This window comes from Hymenobacter sp. R533113 (assembly GCF_056835965.1).
Genome location: NZ_JAKWBD010000014.1, coordinates 377253 through 395480 on the forward strand (window position 1 = coordinate 377253; position 18228 = coordinate 395480).

Consider the following 18228-nt stretch of genomic DNA (forward strand, 5'->3'; position numbering starts at 1 on the left):
AGCGGGGTGCGGTGGTTTTGGGGAATTTGAGAGGCTAACGGTCTAATGCTTGCCGAAGGGGCGGATTTTTAGCACTAAAGTTCATTAGAATTCCTAATACTGAATTTAGCACAAATGTTTCGCAAAAGCACGTCAGCCGCCATGTAGCCAAACCGATATTGGCTATAGGTTTATTTTCGTCCTATTAGTTTTTTAATTTTTGTAAATTCGTCTGGTTGCTCAAGTTCTTTCCAATATTTTTTAATGTATTTAGTTCTATCAAAACTTTCATTATATTTTTCGTAAATCCAAATTGCGTCTTTGTCCGCTATAACTAAAGTTTTTGCAGAAAGTCGCAAACCATAAGAATAAACCTGCTTAAATGTTTCTTCTAATTCCTTGTTGCTCTTTATCCAAAATTTAGCTTCAATAAGCATAGAAGCAATTTCATAATTTTTTTCTTTGTTTGTCAAAAACGCATAGTCAGGGAAATTTCTTTCGCCACGCCCCATTCTTACTGAAAGTTGTCTTTCCCAATTTTGCTCTGTATAACCTAATTCTTTTAAAAATGGCTCAATAAGAGAAAGTTCAACCCCTCGTTCATCTTTCAAAGTTTGGTTTAATGAAAATGTTGGACTGTAGAGCTGTGGTAAATTTATTGTATCACCGCCATTTTTTGTAATGAGTTCTTGAATTCTTTTATAATCCTCACCATTGAATAAATAACCGCTTACACCTTGCAGATTTCTTCTAACTAATGGATGCTTGCTAAAATATTCGTCAATTTTTAATTCTTTTAAAGGTATTGGTGCAACTTTAATTCCTTCGCTAATATAAATATTACTATAATAATGAAAAAATGGGTCAGCAATTCCGTCTTTAGTTGCTCTCCAAATTGAATGTATGCAACTTCGTGGTGAAAGACAATACATAATAATTATGTCACCACGTTTTGTGTCAATATTTCCTTGCCAAAATGAAGTATCGCCTTTTTTATAATTATCAAGAAATTCAAAATCTCCACCACCTTGGTCGCCACCTACTAACCAAACCTGTGTAGGTTGTGGTAATTCAGTTTGTATAGTTTGAGTTTGCTCTAAATACTTTGGTGCAAAGTCGTATAAGAATGCACAAAACTCATACGCTGACATTTCATTATCTTCCTGAAATTTTAAAAATGCTTCGCTGAGTTTCCAATAATATTTTATTCTTTGCTCTTTATATCTTTTAAGTGGAACTTCGGGCAATTCAATTCCAAATGTATCAGCAATCTCTGTTAATAACTGAAACTTATTTGTTAAAAAATATGGCTTAAAGAAGTCTGGTAATTTATAGAAAAGCCAAGTTGAAATTACTGGAATTAAATGTATAAAATCAAACTCTTCAGGTTTGTAATTTTCAAGTTCTTCTCCTTCACACTTTAATATAAAACCGTCTCTGATAATTTCATTAAATAGTTTTTCTGCACTGTCTTTGTCTATTTTATTTGAAATTATCGGACTTATTAAAAAACTATTTATGTCGTCAATGAAATTTGCATTATCAGTTTCATCAAGTTGATACTTTCCAGAATATTTGTTTAGTATTTCAATTGTTTTACCGTTTGTAAAAATTTCAATTGCTTGCTTACCTTGTTCGGTTTCTTTATAATTGTTCCAAAGAAATTTATTTAGTTTCATATGATTTTAGGGGGTTCGGAGAACTTACAGCTAACATTTGTATTGCCGAAACTCGCAGCGGCAGAGTTGCGGCAAGCGTACCAACGGTGGCTGGATTGCCGCAATGCTGCCGCCCGCTACCGTAGCAACAAGCTTTAGGGGGCAATTGTGCTTCTTTATTCGGGTTTTATTTTCACGATTTTGTTATTTTTCATCACAACGAGTTCCGTATTCTTTTGCTTCTTGAACTCGATTAGCTTTTCGTAAACTTTTTCAAGTCCCAAGATAATTTTATTCCTAAGTTCTATTTGTTTTTCAACTGTGGTCATAATATTTTTTTAGTTGGTTAAACTTGGTGTCATTAATAATCGTGACTCGACCGTCAACCATCTTTTGTGCTAATAGTTCGTGTTTCCCGATTGAGTTATCGAATATAAATGCTCCGTCGACGATTGATAGATAGATATCAAATAAGTTTTTAATACCTCTGATGTACCGTCTTTCGATTACATCAGGCTCGATGTTGTGTCCACCCTCCGAAACTCTAATTTTTACTCGCTCTTTTGCCAATTCCACATTTTGTAGCCAGAAGAAAAGCAAGGTGGTCGTGTATCCTCTTTGTTTGGCTTCTTCAATTTTATTTTTGTAGCTTCTTGTTGACAAGGTCGTTTCAAAAGCAAAGCTTTCACTGTTATTCAACAGTCCGTTAATTCTGTTTAGCATTATTCGCCCAGCCTCAAAATATACCTTTTCAGGCTGAAATGGAGAAAGTCCTCTTGCAATTTCATCAGCATTCACAAACTCTTTACAAGCAATAGTTTCAGGAAGAATTGTAAACGAAACAGTTGTTTTTCCTGCTCCATTGCAACCTGCAATTATGTAAAGGTTTTTGTCTATCATAGTTGCAAACCAACAAATTATTATCTTCTATTCTTCGGTCAAAGTTTTCAAATGCCAGCGGAATGTCGGTTTCGGATATCGCACAACATTTGGATTGCCGCCACGCTGCCACCCGCTACCGTAGCGGCAATAGTAGTAAGAGCTTCGGCTCAAGATAACAGCTTCGGAGGAGTTTGCCTAGCCGGTGGGGCGGCAGAGGGCCGCGTTGCGCCCCATTTCCCCCACAGTTCTACCTTTGCCGCGTCACAATATACCCTACCTCCGATGGCCAACCCCAACGACCCTACGCTCCGCTCCTGGATTGATATTCCGCCCACCAGTGATTTTCCCATTCAGAACCTGCCGTTTGGCGTGTTTGAAACGCCGGAGCGCGGTACTCGCGTGGGCGTGGCCATCGGCGACTATGTGCTGGACTTGTACGCCGTAAGTCAGTATGGCTTTTTTGAAGATCTGGACTTAGGGCCGGCTCAGCCGAAGGTGTTTCGGCGGCGGTCGTTGAACGCGTTTATTGCCATGGGGCGCCCCGTATGGCGGGCCGTGCGCCAGCGGGTGAGCGAGCTGCTGCGCCACGACAATCCGGCGCTGCGGGAGGAAGAAGTGATGCGAGCCTGCCTGCATCGGCAGAGCGAGGTGGAAATGCTGCGCCCCGTGAAGCCCAACAACTACACCGATTTCTACAGCAGCATTGAGCACGCGACCAACGTGGGCACCATGTTTCGCGACCCGAATAATGCCTTGCTGCCCAACTGGCGACACATTCCGATTGGCTACCACGGCCGGGCCAGCAGCATTGTGGTGTCGGGCACGCCGATTCGTCGGCCCAACGGGCAGCGCAAGGCGCCCGATGCTGATGCCCCCACGTTTGGCCCGTCGCAGCAGCTGGATTTTGAGCTGGAAGTAGCTTTTGTGGGCGGACGCACGACGGAGCTGGGCTCGCCGGTGCCGTTGCAGCATGCCGAGGAGCATATTTTTGGGCTGGTGCTGTTCAATGACTGGAGCGCCCGCGACATTCAAAGCTGGGAATACGTGCCGCTGGGGCCGTTTTTAGGTAAGAGCTTTGGCAGCAGCATCTCGCCCTGGGTCGTGACGCTGGATGCGCTGGAGCCGTTCCGCACGGCCGGGCCAGTGCAGGAGCCGGAGCCGCTGCTGTATCTGCGGCAGGTGGATGCGCACAACTTTGATATTAATCTGGAGGTCGCCATTCAGCCCGAAAATGCCCCCCAGACCGTGGTGAGCCGCGCCAACTTTGGCCTTATGTACTGGAGCATGGCCCAGCAGCTCACCCACCAAACCAGCAACGGCTGCAACCTGCAAGTCGGGGACCTCTACGCCAGCGGCACCATCAGCGGGGCCACGCCCGATTCGCTGGGCTCCATGCTGGAGCTGGCCTGGAAGGGCACGCGTCCGGTACCGTTGGCCGACGGCTCGGAGCGCAAGTTCTTGCTCGATGGCGACACGGTGACGATGCGCGGCTTCGCGGAAAAAGATGGCGTACGCATCGGGTTTGGCGAGGTAAGCGGGATGATTCTGCCGGCGGTAGAGTAACACTGTCTTCTAAGCTATTTGAAACAGCATATTTCTACAAAGTACTCTGGGACGTCATGCTTGATCTGGCGTCCGCCTGTCGAAGCATGACGTTCTCTCGACTTTCCAAACAGTTTCATAATATAGTTATACAGAGTGCGGTGCTAAAGGTAGAACAGACTAGCACTAATCCGTATAAACACGCGTGCAGTCCAGAGAAAACACGTGTTTATCTCCGATTTAACACTGATTTAGTACCGATTTACTCGGCATAGGCAACTTTAGGAATAGAGGTAAGTACCATTTACCACCGCTGTAAGGCAGTTGTTTAGCGTAGTGTTGATCCCAACACTGCTTGGCAATGCTTTGCAGCAGACCGAACTTCCTACCAAAACCAAAACGCCGGAAACTATGCTAGCTATGGAATACCGGGGCCCGAAAAGGGTCCGTGCCGTTCAAAAACCCATGCCCGAAATCAAGCACCCGCAGGATGCGATTGTGCGGGTAACCCGTACCTGTATCTGTGGGTCGGACCTGCACTTATACAACGGCAACGTGCCCGACACCCGCGTGGGCTCCACCTTCGGGCACGAGTTTGTAGGCGTAGTGGAGGAAATTGGCCCCGACGTAACCAAGATTAAGGTGGGCGACCAGGTATTGGTGCCCTTCAACGTTGCTTGCGGCGAGTGCCACTTCTGCAAGCAAAACATGTTTGGCAACTGCCACGAGTCGAACTCAATGGCCACGGCCGTGGGGGGCATTTTTGGCTACTCCCATACGGCTGGCGGCTTCGACGGCGGCCAGGCTGAGTACGCACGCGTACCCTACGCCAACGTCGGCCCGACGGTGATTCCGGCGGGCATGGACCCCGACGACGCTGTATTGCTTACGGACGTGGTGCCCACGGGCTATCAGGCGGCCGAAATGGCGGGCATTCAGCCCGGCGACACGGTGCTTGTGTTTGGTGCAGGACCAATTGGTATCATGGCGGCCCGTTGTGCGTGGCTGTTTGGGGCGGGCCGCGTTATCGTGCTCGACAATGTGGAGTATCGCCTGGAATTCGTGCGTGATTATGCCCCTTGTGAGGTGTATAATTTTGACGAAATCGGCGACCCGGTACTGTTTATCAAGAAAATAACCGACTGGATGGGTGCCGACTGCGTGATTGACGCCGTAGGAGCCGAGGCATCCGGTGACCCAATGCAGACCATTACGGGCAGAAAACTGCTGCTGCAAGCCGGCTCGGCTACGGCGCTGCACTGGGCCATCAACTCCGCGAAGAAAGGTGGCGTTGTTTCGATTGTGGGCGTGTACGGCCCGACCGATAATTTGGTGCCCATCGGGAATATGATGAACAAAGGCCTGACCATGCGGGGCAATCAGACGTCGGTGAAGCGCCTGCTGCCGCGCCTGATTGAGCACGTGATGAACGGTACGCTTAATCCGAAGGCGATGATTACCCACCGCCTGCCGCTGGAGGAAGTGGCCGATGGCTACCGCATGTTCTCCGCCAAGCTGGATAATTGCATCAAGACCGTTCTGATTCCCCCATCCGCCAACAAATAAAAGCCGACTGAACATGGAAAATACAATAAAAGACTACAAGCAGATAAAGGGCTGGGGTGTGGACGCGGACCCCAAGAACGACCCGACATACCCCATGCGCGACCGGATGAATGTGTCGCAGGACCCCGACAGCAAGTCGCACCCTACGCCGATGCAGCACGATGATACGGAGGTATTGAAGTCAAATGAGCGGCCCCGCTTATCAACTATTTACGGTACTACCGTGCCGCCAAGCGGACTAAGCGGCATGATTCGGCGCTTTGCCTTCCGCTACAGCGAAAACGAATACCGCCACTGGCTGCCGCTGATCGTAGCTGACCGTGTGAATGTGGTAGAAGGCGTTCTGAAAGACTTCGCCCACGGCAAAATCCCGAATATTTTTGCCGAAAAAGGGTATCCTATGGAGTGGAAATATAACCGGACGGCTTTCGTAACCAAGATGGCCACTATTGCGGCGGTTACGGCCGGCGTGGTGGTTTGGCTCAACTCGGGTTCCGACAAGAAGGACAAAGGCTCGCGCAAGCTTAAGGGGTATAAAAAGGGATATCGCGGATATTCTGATACGCACGCCTTATAGCAATCCAGTCATAAAAAAGCCCCCCAGAGCAGCACTGGGGGGCTTTTTTATGCATCATTTATTCTGGCCGTAGAGACGCGACACTTCACGTCTCCTCGTTGAACAATAATCGGCTGTCACCCTTCATCTGGCGTACCGAAGGAAGGATGACAGACGTGGGAAAGATAGGGCAAACGACCTCATCACTCAACGACCGCGACGATTGAGACGCGAAGTGTCGCGTCTCTACAGTTCTATCAGATTACTTTTTACCGGCAATAATTTCCTCTACCACGTTGGGGTCGAGCAGGGTGGTCACGTCGCCGAGGTTGCTGATTTCGCCTTCGGCCACTTTGCGCAGAATGCGGCGCATGATTTTGCCGGAGCGGGTTTTGGGCAGGCCCGAGACAAATTGAATCTTGTCGGGCTTGGCGATTTTGCCGATTTCAGCCACTACCGTTTCGATAATGCTGGCTTCCACGTGCACGGCCTGTCCGTCGCTGACGGGCTCGTGGCAGATGACGAAAGCGTAGATGCCCTGTCCTTTCACGTCGTGCGGGTAACCCACTACGGCCGACTCGACCACGTTGGCGTTTTCGTTGATGGCATTCTCAATTTCGGCCGTGCCGAAGCGGTGGCCCGATACGTTGATCACATCATCGACGCGGCCGATGATGCGGTACAGGCCGTCCTTGTCGCGGCGGGCGCCGTCGCCGGTGAAGTAGTAGCCGGGGTATGGGCCGAAGTAGGTCTGGCGGCAGCGCTCATGGTCGCCGTAGGTGGTGCGGATGATGCCCGGCCACGGAAACTTGATGGCCAGGTAGCCTTCCTCCTCGTTGCCTTCTATTTCCTGGCCTTCCTGGGTGAGCAACACGGGCTGCACGCCGGGCAGGGGCTGGCCGGCGTGGGCTGGTTTGAGCGGAGAAATGCCCCCCAGCGCCGAAATCATGATGCCGCCGGTTTCGGTTTGCCACCACGTATCCACCACGGGGCAGCGCTCCTTGCCTATGTGGGTGTGGTACCAGTCCCAGGCTTCCACGTTGATGGGCTCGCCCACGGTGCCCAAGACGCGCAGGGAGTCGAGGGAGTAGCTGAGCACGTTGTCGAGGGGCGTGGCCATGAGGGAGCGAATGGCCGTGGGCGCGGTATAAAACACATTAACTCCATGCTTGTCAATAACTTCCCAAAAACGGCCGGCACTCGGATACGTCGGTACGCCCTCGAACATGAGCGTGCTGGTGCCGCTCAGCAGCGGGCCGTAGAGCAGGTAGCTGTGGCCCGTAACCCAGCCAATGTCAGCGGTGCACCAATAGATGTCGTTTTCATTGACCTGGAAGACGTTGCGGAACGTGTAATCGGCCCACACCATATAGCCGGCCTGACTGTGCACTACGCCTTTGGGCTTGCCGGTGCTGCCGCTGGTATAGAGGATAAAGAGCGGATCTTCGGCGTCCATTTCCTCGGCGGGGCAGGATTTTTCGGCTTCTTCTGCTTCCTCGTGGTACCACACGTCGCGGCCGTCTTCCATGTGCACGGGCCAGCCCAAATGCTCCACTACTATGACGCGGCGCACACTGGGGCAGGTTTCCAGGGCTTCATCTACCACGCGCTTCACCGGAATCTGCTTGGCGCCCCGGTTCAGGCCATCGGAGGTAAGCACAGTAGTCGCCTGGGCGTCGTTTACGCGGTCGGCAATGGCGGTGGCGGAGAAGCCGGCAAATACCACCGAATGCACGGCCCCAATGCGGGCACAAGCCAGCACGGCAATAGCCAGCTGCGGAATCATGGGCATGTAAATACACACCCGGTCGCCCTTCTCGACGCCGTTGTTGTGCAGCACATTAGCGAATTTGCACACCTCCTGGTGCAGTTCACGGTAGGTGTAGCGAATCTGGCGAGTCTTAGGGTCGTTGGGTTCCCAGATGAGGGCCAGCTTGTTGCCGCGGGTGGCGAGGTGACGGTCGAGGCAGTTCTCGGTGATGTTGAGCTTGGCGCCGCTGTACCACTTGTTATGGCCATTCACCATATCGGCTTCCAGAACGGTGTCCCACTTGCGGCGCCAGGTGAAAGGCTCAGCCACTTCGGCCCAGAACTGCTCGGGGTTCTCGACGCTTCGTTTGTAAGCATCGGTATATTCTTCGAACGTGCGAATGCGGGGATGTTGAGTGGGCATGGTTGGGAGAGGGTTATGTGGTTGGAAGGATTGTTCTGGTGGGGCCTCAACCCCTAACCCCTTCTCCTAGGGGAGAAGGGGAACTAGCCTTTAGTTTTCTCTAGACAGCTAGTAATAACTAGAATACTAGTTTTCAGAACTAGTCCCCCTTCTCTCCTAGGAGAAGGGGTTAGGGGTTGAGGCCAATCGTTGCTTCATATTTTCTCAAAAGCTACCCCTATTCCCCGCCGCTCCAGCCCCGCCCGGATTTCATCCAGAATCTGGGGGTCGTCGATGGTGGAGGGGATGACAAACTCGTCGCCGTCGGCTAGCTGGCGCATGGTTTTGCGCAGGATTTTTCCCGAGCGGGTTTTCGGCAGGCGCTTTACCACCAGCACCTGTCGGAAGCAGGCCACTGCGCCTATCTGGGATCGAATCAGGTGTACCAGATCCTGCTCTAAGGCTTCTTCAGCAATGGTCTGCCCATCTTTTAGCACCACCAAACCGATGGGGCGCTGCCCGCGTAGCTCGTCGGCTATGCCGAGCACGGCGCACTCGGCTACGGTATTGTGGGAGGCAAGCAGCTCTTCCATTTCGCCGGTGCTGAGGCGGTGGCCGGCTATGTTCATCACGTCATCTACCCGACCCATGATAAAGAGGTAGCCGTCGGGGTCGCGGAAGCCGCCATCGCCGCTGAGGTAGTAGCCGGGGAAAGTGGTCAGGTAGGATTTGCGGAACCGCTCATCATCTTGCCAAAGCGTGGGCAGGCAGCCGGGCGGCAGCGGCAGACGCACTGCTACCAGGCCCGTAGTACCCAGCGGCACCTCCTGCCCGGCTTCATCCAGAATCTGTACATCGTAGCCCGGCACCGGGTGGCCGGCGCTGCCGGCGCGCGGCGGGGGCATATCGGCCAGGCCCACCAGCGTCGCCAGCATCGGCCACCCCGACTCGGTTTGCCACCAGTGGTCTACTACGGGCACACCCAGGGTGTGGGCCGCCCACTCGTAGGTAGCAGGGTCGCAACGCTCGCCGGCCAGGAAAAGGTAGCGCAGGCGGCTCAGGTCGTACAGCTTGGCAAATTTGCCCCCTGGGTCTTCCTTTTTAATGGCTCGAATGGCCGTGGGCGCCGTGAATATTACGCTTGCCTGGTGCTCTGCGGCCACGCGCCAGAAAGTACCCGCATCGGGTGTGCGTACGGGCTTGCCTTCGAATAAAATCGTGGTGCAGCCGTGCAGTAGCGGGCCGTACACGATGTAGCTGTGGCCCACGGCCCACCCAATATCGGAGCCGGTAAACATGGTTTCGCCGGGCGCCAAGCCATAAATGGCGCTCATGCTGTACTTGAGAGCCACGGCATGGCCGCCATTGTCGCGCACTACGCCCTTGGGTTTGCCGGTGGTGCCGGAGGTATAGAGGATATAGAGCGGATCGGTGGCGGCTACGGGCACGCACTCTTGCGGTTCGGCTTCCAGCAGCTCCGTGTAGTCTAGGTCGCGGCCGGGCTGGAGCTTGGCGTGCACGCAGGCGCGCTGGAGCACCACGGTATAATCGGGCTGGTGGGTGGCCAGGGAAATGGCCTCGTCGAGCAAGGGCTTGTAAGGAATGATCCGGTCAATCTCTATTCCGCCCGACGCCGATACGATGACTTTGGGCCGGGCATCATCAATGCGCACGGCCAGCTCGTGGGGGGCAAATCCGCCGAATACCACCGAGTGCACGGCTCCCAGCCGGGCACAAGCCAGCATGGCCACCACCGCCTCGGGCACATTGGGCATGTATATAATCACCCGGTCGCCTTTTTCGACGCCTAAGTTGCGCAAGCCGCCGGCGAAGCGCGCCGTCAGATTAAGCAACTCCTGATAGGTGTAGCTACGCTTGGTGTTCGTGACGGGCGAATCGTAGATGAGCGCCACTTGCTCGGCGCGACCGGTGGCTACGTGGTGGTCGAGGGCGAGGTAGCAGGTATTGAGCTCCCCGCCCTTAAACCAGCGGAAAAAGCCGTTTTCATCGGTGCTCAGCGTTCCTTCCGGGTCTTCAAACCAAGTCAGCTGCTGCGCTTGCGCAGCCCAGAACGCTGCCGGATCGGTGAGGCTGGCAGCGTGGGCGGCGGCGTACGTAGCGGGTTGGGGGGCATTTTTCATGGGACTGACAAGTAAGTTCTGTCCGAGTGGAGCGTCATGTTACTAGAACGTCATGCTGAGCTTGTCGAAGCATCTCTATCGCTTTGTTGCAATGCTAACCTCAACGGAAGCGGGAGAGATGCTTCAACAAGCGGACGCCAGATGAAGCATGACCGTCTTTTTACGCCTATAGCCCTACCCAGTAGCGGGAGCGATTACCAATTCCTGCACTTTGCTTACCAGCTGGCGGGTGCTGAATGGCTTGGGGATATAGAGGTCGGCGCCTACGTCGTAGCCTTTCTGCACGTCGGCTTCCTTACTTTTGGCGCTGAGGAAAATGACCTTGGTTTTTTGGCGGTCAGGACGGGTTTTGACGTGGCGGCACACCTGATAGCCATCCACGTCAGGCATCATAACATCGAGCAAAATGACGTCGAAAGCCGTCTGGTTGATGGCTTCCAGGGCCTCGGTGCCGTTGCGGGCGATGCTGACTTGGTAGCCATTTTTGCGCATCAGGAATTCCAATGACATGACGATGTTAGGTTCATCATCGACAATTAAAATATGGGGGTGCTTCATAGCGGGTTGGAGGCTTGAACTGCGCTAACGTCGGGTTCCCGCGGAGGAGCGCAAAGGCAAAACGCAGAGGTTCGCAGAGGTCAATTGTTAATTGCTCACTGTTAATTGTTAATTGTTAATTGACAAAACGGGTAATTCCACGGAGAAGCGGGCGCCCTGGTCGAGGGCGCTTTCTACCCAGATGCGGCCCGCGTGCAGCTCCACAATTTTTTTGGTGATGGCCAGGCCCAGGCCGGAGCCTTCGGGCTTGCGGGTCGTTTGGTTTTTGGCTTGGAAAAACTTGTCGAAAATCAGCTCATGATAAGCAGGGTCGATGCCTTTGCCGTTGTCGAGCACGCTGATGCGCAGGGCGTCGCCGACGGCTTCGGTCACGACCCCAATTTGCCCCCCACCATCGGCCCGGCACGACTTAACGGCGTTGGAGAGCAGATTGACGAGTACCTGCATCAGCCGGTCGCGGTCGCCGGAGAGCAGCGGCAGGCTGGGCGGCACCACCAGATCGAGTTGAATGTGCTTGTCGCGCATGAGTTGGCCCACCGATTCGATGGCGTCGTTGATGATTTCGGCCACGTCCAGCGGCGCGCAATCCAGCGTCGCCTTCCCCGATTCGTACTTTTCCAGATCCAAAACGAGCGTTATCAGCCGGCTGAGGCGCTCCGACTCGCGGGTGATGGTGTGCAGAAAGCGCAGGCGCTCCTCCTCCTCTATCTCCGGGTTGTCGGTCAGGATTTCGGATAAAGCCCGAATGCTGGTCAGCGGCGTGCGCAGCTCGTGGGTGACGGTGTACAGGAACTCATCCTTGCGCATATCCAACTCCTGCAATTGGGTGTAAGCATCACGCAAATCCTCGGTGAGGCGCTGGAGCTGGCGCGACTGTTTCTGGAGCTGGCGGTTGGCTTCCAGCACTTGTTGGGATTCTTTCAAAATGCCCACCACATTATCGAAGCTGATTTCCTCCACTCCTACCGCCGACGAAAGTAATAGCCGCGCGGAGGCCGGCCCAATGCTACCAGCCAGCAGCTTTTCGGCGTAAGCCACCAGGCGCGGGTCGGCCTGGGGGGCAATTGTGTCGGCTAATTGGTTGTCGGCGTCGGGAAAGCGCTCGGCGAAGGCGTGCAGGGCCTGTGCCGTGCGTTTTTTGCCCAAAAAACCAGTGAGCAAGGCCCGCAAATCGGGTAAGGGCGCGGCGGCGCTGGGCCAGCCGCTGGGCCCTTCAAACACAGTGCGGTAGCGGAATACATCCACGAATACATCGGCCTGCCGCTCTTCCAGGGCCGTGGGCTGGCCGGCAAGGGAGACGCCGACATAAAGGCCGATATTGAAAAACCAGCTCCAAAACAAGCCGTGCGACAGGTAATCCAGCTCATTGAGCCCAAAAAGGGCAAAGGGCCGCAGCCAGCTTTGGCCAAATAAGCCTTCGGTAAGGATGGTGTCCGGCAATAAGTCCGGCCCCACCATCGTGGGCAGTACCAGCGTAAAAAACCACAGAAAAAAGCCCCCCAGGATGCCCGCCGTCGCGCCCTGATGGGTGCCGCCTTTCCAGTACAGGCTGCCCAGCACCACGGGCAGAAACTGCGCCACCGCCGCAAACGACACCAGCCCAATATTGACCAACGGCAGCAGATGCCCCACAAAGGTATAGTAGCCGTAGGCCAGCAGCAGTACCAGCACCACGGCCAGGCGGCGGCTTTGCAGGGCCACTTTACTTAGGTAAGCAAACCAATGGGTGCGGATTTCGGAGCGGGCGGCGGGTATGCGCACGAGCAAGGGCATGAGCAGGTTGTTGCTCATCATCACGCTCAGGGCAATGGTTTCGACGATAATCATGCTGCTGGCCGCCGATAAGCCCCCCAGGTACGTGAGCATGGCCAGCCAGCGCTGCCCCGCGTTGAGCGGCAAGGCCAGCACAAAGGTGTCGGCGTCGAGGCCGCGGCCACCGTAGAGCAGCACGCCGCCGAAGGCAATGGGCAGCACAAACAGGTTGATGACGATAAGGTAGAGCGGAAACAGCCACATGGCTTTGCGCAAGTGGTCCTCGTTCACGTTTTCCACCACCGATACCTGAAACTGCCGGGGCAGCAGTAGAATAGCCGATACGCTCAGCACGAGCAGCGTAAGCCACTGCGTAGCACTGGTGCCGGCCCCGCCCAGTGTAAACAGTCGGCTCAGCGCGGGCTCGGCGGCGGCTTTTTCAAACACGTCGCCGAAGCCATCGAAGAGGCTGAACGTAACGAACAGGCCCACGCAGAGAAACGCAATCAGCTTTACCAGGCTTTCCACGGCCACGGCCAGCACCATGCCCTCGTGGCGCTCGGTGGCCTCCACGGAGCGCACCCCGAAGATGATGGTGAAGAAGGCCAAGGCTACCGTGGTATACAGCGCCGAGCTGGCCGCCGCCCCACCTTCGGCCACTATCGAAGCCGCCGTAGCGCCCCGCGTCATGATATCAAATGAGGCCGCTATAGCTTTGATTTGCAGAGATATGTAGGGAATAATGCCGAGCACGCACACCACCGTAACCAAGGCGCCGAGCGAGGCGCTTTTGCCGTATCTGGCCGAGATAAAATCGGCAATGGAGGTGAGGCGCTGCAAGCGGCAGATGCGAATTATTTTGCGCAGCACCAGCCACCAGGCCGGAGCCAACAGCGTGGGTCCGAGGTAAATGACCACAAACTCCAGCCCGTGGCTGGCGGCATGGCCTACGCTGCCGTAGTACGTCCAGGCGGTGCAGTACACGGCCATGCTCAGGGCGTACACGTACGGGTTGCTCACCAACGACCGGCGCGCGGCCGAGCGTCGCTCCGCCGCGTAGGCCACGCCAAAGAGCAAAGCCAGGTAGCCGAACGAGAAGCCGATAATGAGCAGGGTGTTCATTTATCAATTAACATTTATCAATTAACATTTAACAGGTCGTGCTTGAGGGAAAAATTAGTTGAGGTGAAACGAGTGATGGCGGTGCTTTTCTAAATCTGCCCCTGTTAAATGTTAATTGATAATTGTTAGTTGTCAATTGTCCGCACCAGCCAACCGGTAAGTACTACCACCGTTATCCAGGCAAGCAGCACGTAGAGGTAGAGCACCGGAATGCCCCCCAGCCGACCAGCGCGGTCGAAGACGGCCAGCAGGGGAAAGTTGAGCAACACGGCAAACAGGAAGCTCACGAAGAGCAGGCGCTGCCCGCGGCGGTGCTCGGCTTGCTCGTGGGGTGACATGGGAGGCATGGGGAGGCTGAAAATGGGTAGCGTTTGGCGCCGAAGAACGAGAGAAGGTAGCGGGAAAGCAGCTACGCAAGCTAGGCTAAAGGACGCGGGCAGAAATTACGCATTCGGCGCCAAAAAAGCCCCCAGCAGCTTCCTGATCCGCGTGTTGCTTTCGCTATCCGTCTCAACTTAAAAAGTCCGCCGTGCCACCGGCCCGACGGACTTTTCTAGAAGCCGCTCGCGGTCAGGGCGATTAATCCATGATCTTGACGTTGCGAATATCTTTCATGTAAATCGTGCCGATGATGAAGGTAATCAGCGCAATAGCTACCGGATACACCAAGCCAAAGTAGATGCTGTACTCTTGCAGGAAGCCGCTGGGCTGCGTGGCGGCCCAGGCCACCATGGCCGTAGCAATCAGCGGCACCAATCCTCCAAAGATGCCGTTGCCGATGTGGTAGGGCAGGGAAAGCGAAGTGTAGCGAACGTTAGTAGGGAACAGCTCCACCAGGTAAGCGGCAATCGGGCCGTAGGCCATAGTCACGAATATTACTAGGCAGAATACCAGGGCAATAAGAGCCGGTACATTGGGCGTAAGGGCTTTCATCACGGCGGGCACAGCTACCCCAGCGGCATCCACGGTGGCCGGCGTTACTTCGGTTATCGGCCCGGCGAAGGCCTTCATCCCATAGAAAATCGGGATGGTGAACAAAGCGCCGCAGAGTAGACCCATCATGATAATTTTCTTGCGGCCGATGCGGTCCGAGAGGCTACCGAAATAGATGAAGAAAGGAGTAGCCAGCAGCAAGGCCACGCACAGAATAATACTGGCTTGCACCAAATCTACCTTCAGCACAGTTTGCAGGAAGAAGTAGGCGTAGAACTGACCCGTGTACCACACCACGCCCTGGCCCATGGTAGCGCCAAACAAGGCCAGAATAACCAGGCGGCGGTTCTCTGGCTTAACGAAAGAGTCGCGCAGAGGGCTTTTGCTGGTGGTGCCTTCGGCTTTGGCCTTGGCAAACAACGGCGACTCATGCAGCTTACGACGGATATAGTAAGAAGCAATTACCAGGAAAAAGGAAATTAGGAAAGGAATGCGCCAGCCCCACTCTTTGAAGTCGGCCTCGCCTACCCCAAAGCGGGTGCCCACAATCACGGCAATACTCACAAACAAGCCGATGGTGGCCGTAGTTTGAATGAAGCTGGTGTAGTAGCCGCGCCGGCTGTCGGGCGAGTGCTCGGCCACGTAAGTCGTCGCGCCGCCATATTCGCCCCCCAGCGCCAGGCCCTGCACCAAGCGCAGAATCAACAGGATGAGTGGAGCCAGCAAACCGATACTGGCGTAAGTAGGCACCAGACCAATGGCGAATGTGGAGCCGCCCATGAGCAGCAGAGTAAGCAGAAAGGTATACTTGCGGCCCACCATATCACCGAGGCGGCCAAAAACGATGGCGCCAAACGGCCGAACCACGAAGCCCGTGGCGAACAGCGCCAAGGTGCTCAGCAAGGCAGCTACCGGGTTTTCCTTCGGAAAAAACAAGGTAGAGATGATGGGCGTGAGCGAGCCGAAAATGTAGAAGTCGTACCACTCGATGACGGTGCCTACGGAGGAAGCAGTTATCACCTGCCAGATTTTACTTTCCGACACCGTGTTGTTGTCGTGCTCCACGGGCGCGTCCGCGACTGCGCCGTAGCCGGGTTTTACAGTATTTTCCATTTTGGTTGGGAGTTTTTGGTGTAGAGTTGCTGCTTGTCGATGCCTGGGGGCAATTCTTCCATGTCGGGGAGCTTTTCAGACTGCCCGGCTTACAAAAAAACCATCGTTTGCAGAGTGATTTCCGGCTTGTAGTCCAGGTTGTTCGGATCGGTGAAATCGGGGCGGGCGCGGTAGTTCAGAGTAATCTTGGCGTTGTGCCCATCGAGAAACAGGTTGGCCCCGGCATCAATTACGTTCACCCCTTTGCGCTCGCCGTCAGTGGTGCGTAAGCCTTCAAAGCTGCCGTGCAGATACGAGGCATAGGGTTGGAGGCGGGCCTTGGCCCCAAACAGTTTTTTGGGCAGCAGGTAGCCGGCTTCCACAAACTGCACGTTGCCGGTGCCCACGGTAGGGAAAGTGTTGCCCCGGATAGGGCCGGCGCCCGGAATGGGCGTAGAGCCGCCCGCCGAGCTCGGGTTCAGCAGGCCGATGTTGCGCACGTAATTGGGCCCAAAATCGTAGTTGTAGTATACCGCGTAGGCCGTAAAGGCCGTGCCCGCATCCTTATTAATGGGCGTATCGAAGAACACGTCGGCCGAGAGCACGGTCAGGTCGTGGGTACGGAAAGGAACAGTGGCGAACGGATCAGCGGGCGCGGGTGTAGGGAGTGCGTTTGGCCGGGAAAACATCGCGTTTTCGTTGTGCAAGAAGCCAGCACCAATGTTAAATACACGTTTGGTTCCTAAGTAAGAACCTACGGCATAAGGTATCAAATTAGCTTCTAAATCGAGGAACTCGTAGCTGAAATAGCCCTGGTATACTTTGTCTGTTCCCCGCGGATTATACTGCGCTACGTTGGTGGGAATAGTAGCCGGCGTGGCGGCTTGGTTGGTAGCGAATGGGTCATTTATTGATACCGCATAGTCGAACCGACCCACCCGACCTTTGGCATACACCCCAATGAAGCGGGCGAACTGGTCGAGAGCGTCAATAGTAGGCCAGTTAGCGATGGGCGCGTCAAGGGTTAGAAAATTTAGCGTACTGGCCCGTGTCATACGGGATATACCATTCTGGTAGTGCATACCGGCGCCCAGATCCAGGTACTTATTTACCTTGTACTCCACCGTGGCTTCGTGTAGGAATAGTCCTGGCTTTTTACCAGGGCCGGTAGGCTCATTGGGCGCCCCGCCACTCACGGCGTTCTGATTATTAATACCAAAGTGAGTAAGCACCAGAAAGCGCGGATTCAGCTGAGACAGAATTAGAAAGCGGGAGCGGCGCAGACCAAAATCAACCTGATTGTCCTGGGGCTTCCCTGGCAGGCGTTGCGACCCTTCATTATTCTCCGTGTAGCGCGTCCAGACCTGGTGCCAGCTGATAAAGCGCATATACTTAGAGCCGTCGGGTGAGATATTCACCTTCATACCCGCCCCGTAGGGCACCCCGTTGGCCGGCGGCGTACCAGCCGGAGCCGGCGACTGCGACACGGCCGGGGCCTGCGGATTGGCGGCCGGCACGGTGGTAGGCGCTGGCGTGGTGGGGGCCGGCGGGGTACTTCGCGTGGTGTCCTGGGCGGGCGGCGTTACTTGGGCCGTCGCCGCGAGGCTAACCAGCAAGCCACTAAGGGCCAGTGCGTAGCGGGAGTTTCGCATAAGGGGTTGGGTTGGGTGAGCAGTGGAGAGCAACTACCCGAAGCCGGGGGGCAATTTTCCGGCTCGGCCCAACCAAATAGGAAAATCTCGGCGGCGAAAGCACACGCTTGCTATACTTCCGCTAACTGCTATAGCTCCGTCAGCCCTTAAACCGCTCCCAGCGAATCATCATGTACTTATCGCCCAGCTCCGTGACCACCAGCCCCGCGCCTTTCAGTTGCTGCGGGTCCTGAAAAAATCTGCCAGCTCCTTCTGATTCAGTATTTTATAGGTGGGGTGATAGTCGGTCTGGCGGGGGGCTTTTACGCCGTATTTCTTCACCCAGTTCATTACGCTTACATGGCTTACGCCCAACAGGCGCTCAATCTCACGGTAGCTGACGCCCTCCACATAGAGTTGAAGCGCCTTTATTACATAATACGAATTGATTTCCCGGCCTACCTTCGCCACTGAAAAGTGATAGCCGCAATTTTTGCACTTATAGCGCTGCCTACCGCCTACTACCCCACTTTTGGTTGCTTCCGTGGTATCACACTTGGGGCAGGATGGCTTGGTCATGGGGGGCAATTTCTAGGTAGAAATAGCAGAAGCTATACTTATTTAGTAAAGATATATCAGATTAGCTAATTATATAGCAAACTGA

Annotated in this window: 13 protein-coding genes; 3 read left to right on the top strand and 10 right to left on the bottom strand. The window is 54.4% G+C overall.

Features of this window, described 5'->3' with window-relative positions; genetic code table 11:
* Positions 1-170: 170 nt before the first annotated feature.
* Both MKZ35_RS20660 and MKZ35_RS20665 read right to left on the bottom strand, forming a co-directional pair.
* Positions 171-1658: a hypothetical protein gene (locus tag MKZ35_RS20660; RefSeq protein WP_482515117.1), complete on the bottom strand. Its 1488-nt coding sequence runs from the start codon at positions 1656-1658 to the stop codon at positions 171-173.
* Positions 1659-1952: 294 nt separating this feature from the next.
* Positions 1953-2537 carry an ATPase gene (locus tag MKZ35_RS20665; protein WP_482515118.1) on the bottom strand — a complete coding sequence of 195 codons (585 nt, stop codon included), beginning with the start codon at positions 2535-2537 and terminating at the stop codon, positions 1953-1955.
* Positions 2538-2801: 264 nt separating this feature from the next.
* Here MKZ35_RS20665 and fahA point away from each other — a divergent pair, with 264 nt between their 5' ends.
* The 3 genes from fahA to MKZ35_RS20680 all read left to right on the top strand — a co-directional run bounded on the left by fahA (position 2802) and on the right by MKZ35_RS20680 (position 6204).
* On the top strand, positions 2802-4082 hold the full coding sequence (gene fahA, locus MKZ35_RS20670; RefSeq protein WP_482515119.1) for a fumarylacetoacetase: 1281 nt from the start codon (positions 2802-2804) through the stop codon (positions 4080-4082).
* A 390-nt stretch (positions 4083-4472) separates the two neighbouring features.
* Complete coding sequence (locus MKZ35_RS20675; protein WP_482515226.1) at positions 4473-5627, top strand: zinc-dependent alcohol dehydrogenase; 1155 nt, start codon at positions 4473-4475, stop codon at positions 5625-5627.
* 13 nt (positions 5628-5640) lie between these two features.
* Positions 5641-6204, top strand: a complete 564-nt coding sequence (locus MKZ35_RS20680; protein ID WP_482515120.1) for a hypothetical protein — start codon at positions 5641-5643, stop codon at positions 6202-6204.
* Positions 6205-6445: 241 nt separating this feature from the next.
* Here the strand turns inward: MKZ35_RS20680 and acs are convergent, their stop codons facing one another.
* The 8 genes from acs to MKZ35_RS20720 form a co-directional block, all read right to left on the bottom strand.
* The gene (gene acs, locus MKZ35_RS20685; protein ID WP_482515121.1) at positions 6446-8356 is read right to left on the bottom strand and encodes an acetate--CoA ligase; all 1911 of its coding nucleotides are present in this window, start codon (positions 8354-8356) and stop codon (positions 6446-6448) included.
* Between the two features lie 194 nt (positions 8357-8550).
* Positions 8551-10476: a propionyl-CoA synthetase gene (locus tag MKZ35_RS20690; RefSeq protein ID WP_482515122.1), complete on the bottom strand. Its 1926-nt coding sequence runs from the start codon at positions 10474-10476 to the stop codon at positions 8551-8553.
* Positions 10477-10650: 174 nt separating this feature from the next.
* A complete protein-coding gene (locus MKZ35_RS20695; RefSeq protein ID WP_482515123.1) occupies positions 10651-11034 on the bottom strand; it encodes a response regulator transcription factor in 384 nt (127 codons plus the stop codon).
* A 108-nt stretch (positions 11035-11142) separates the two neighbouring features.
* Positions 11143-13908, bottom strand: coding sequence for an ATP-binding protein (locus MKZ35_RS20700; protein ID WP_482515124.1), 2766 nt, complete (start codon positions 13906-13908; stop codon positions 11143-11145).
* Between the two features lie 125 nt (positions 13909-14033).
* Positions 14034-14255: a hypothetical protein gene (locus MKZ35_RS20705; protein ID WP_482515125.1), complete on the bottom strand. Its 222-nt coding sequence runs from the start codon at positions 14253-14255 to the stop codon at positions 14034-14036.
* A 232-nt stretch (positions 14256-14487) separates the two neighbouring features.
* A complete protein-coding gene (locus MKZ35_RS20710) occupies positions 14488-15954 on the bottom strand; it encodes an MFS transporter (protein ID WP_482515126.1) in 1467 nt (488 codons plus the stop codon).
* Between the two features lie 89 nt (positions 15955-16043).
* Entirely contained in the window at positions 16044-17585 is a 1542-nt protein-coding gene (locus MKZ35_RS20715; RefSeq protein WP_482515127.1) for a hypothetical protein, read from the bottom strand.
* A 213-nt stretch (positions 17586-17798) separates the two neighbouring features.
* Positions 17799-18143 carry an IS1/IS1595 family N-terminal zinc-binding domain-containing protein gene (locus MKZ35_RS20720; protein WP_482515128.1) on the bottom strand — a complete coding sequence of 115 codons (345 nt, stop codon included), beginning with the start codon at positions 18141-18143 and terminating at the stop codon, positions 17799-17801.
* Positions 18144-18228 lie beyond the last annotated feature (85 nt).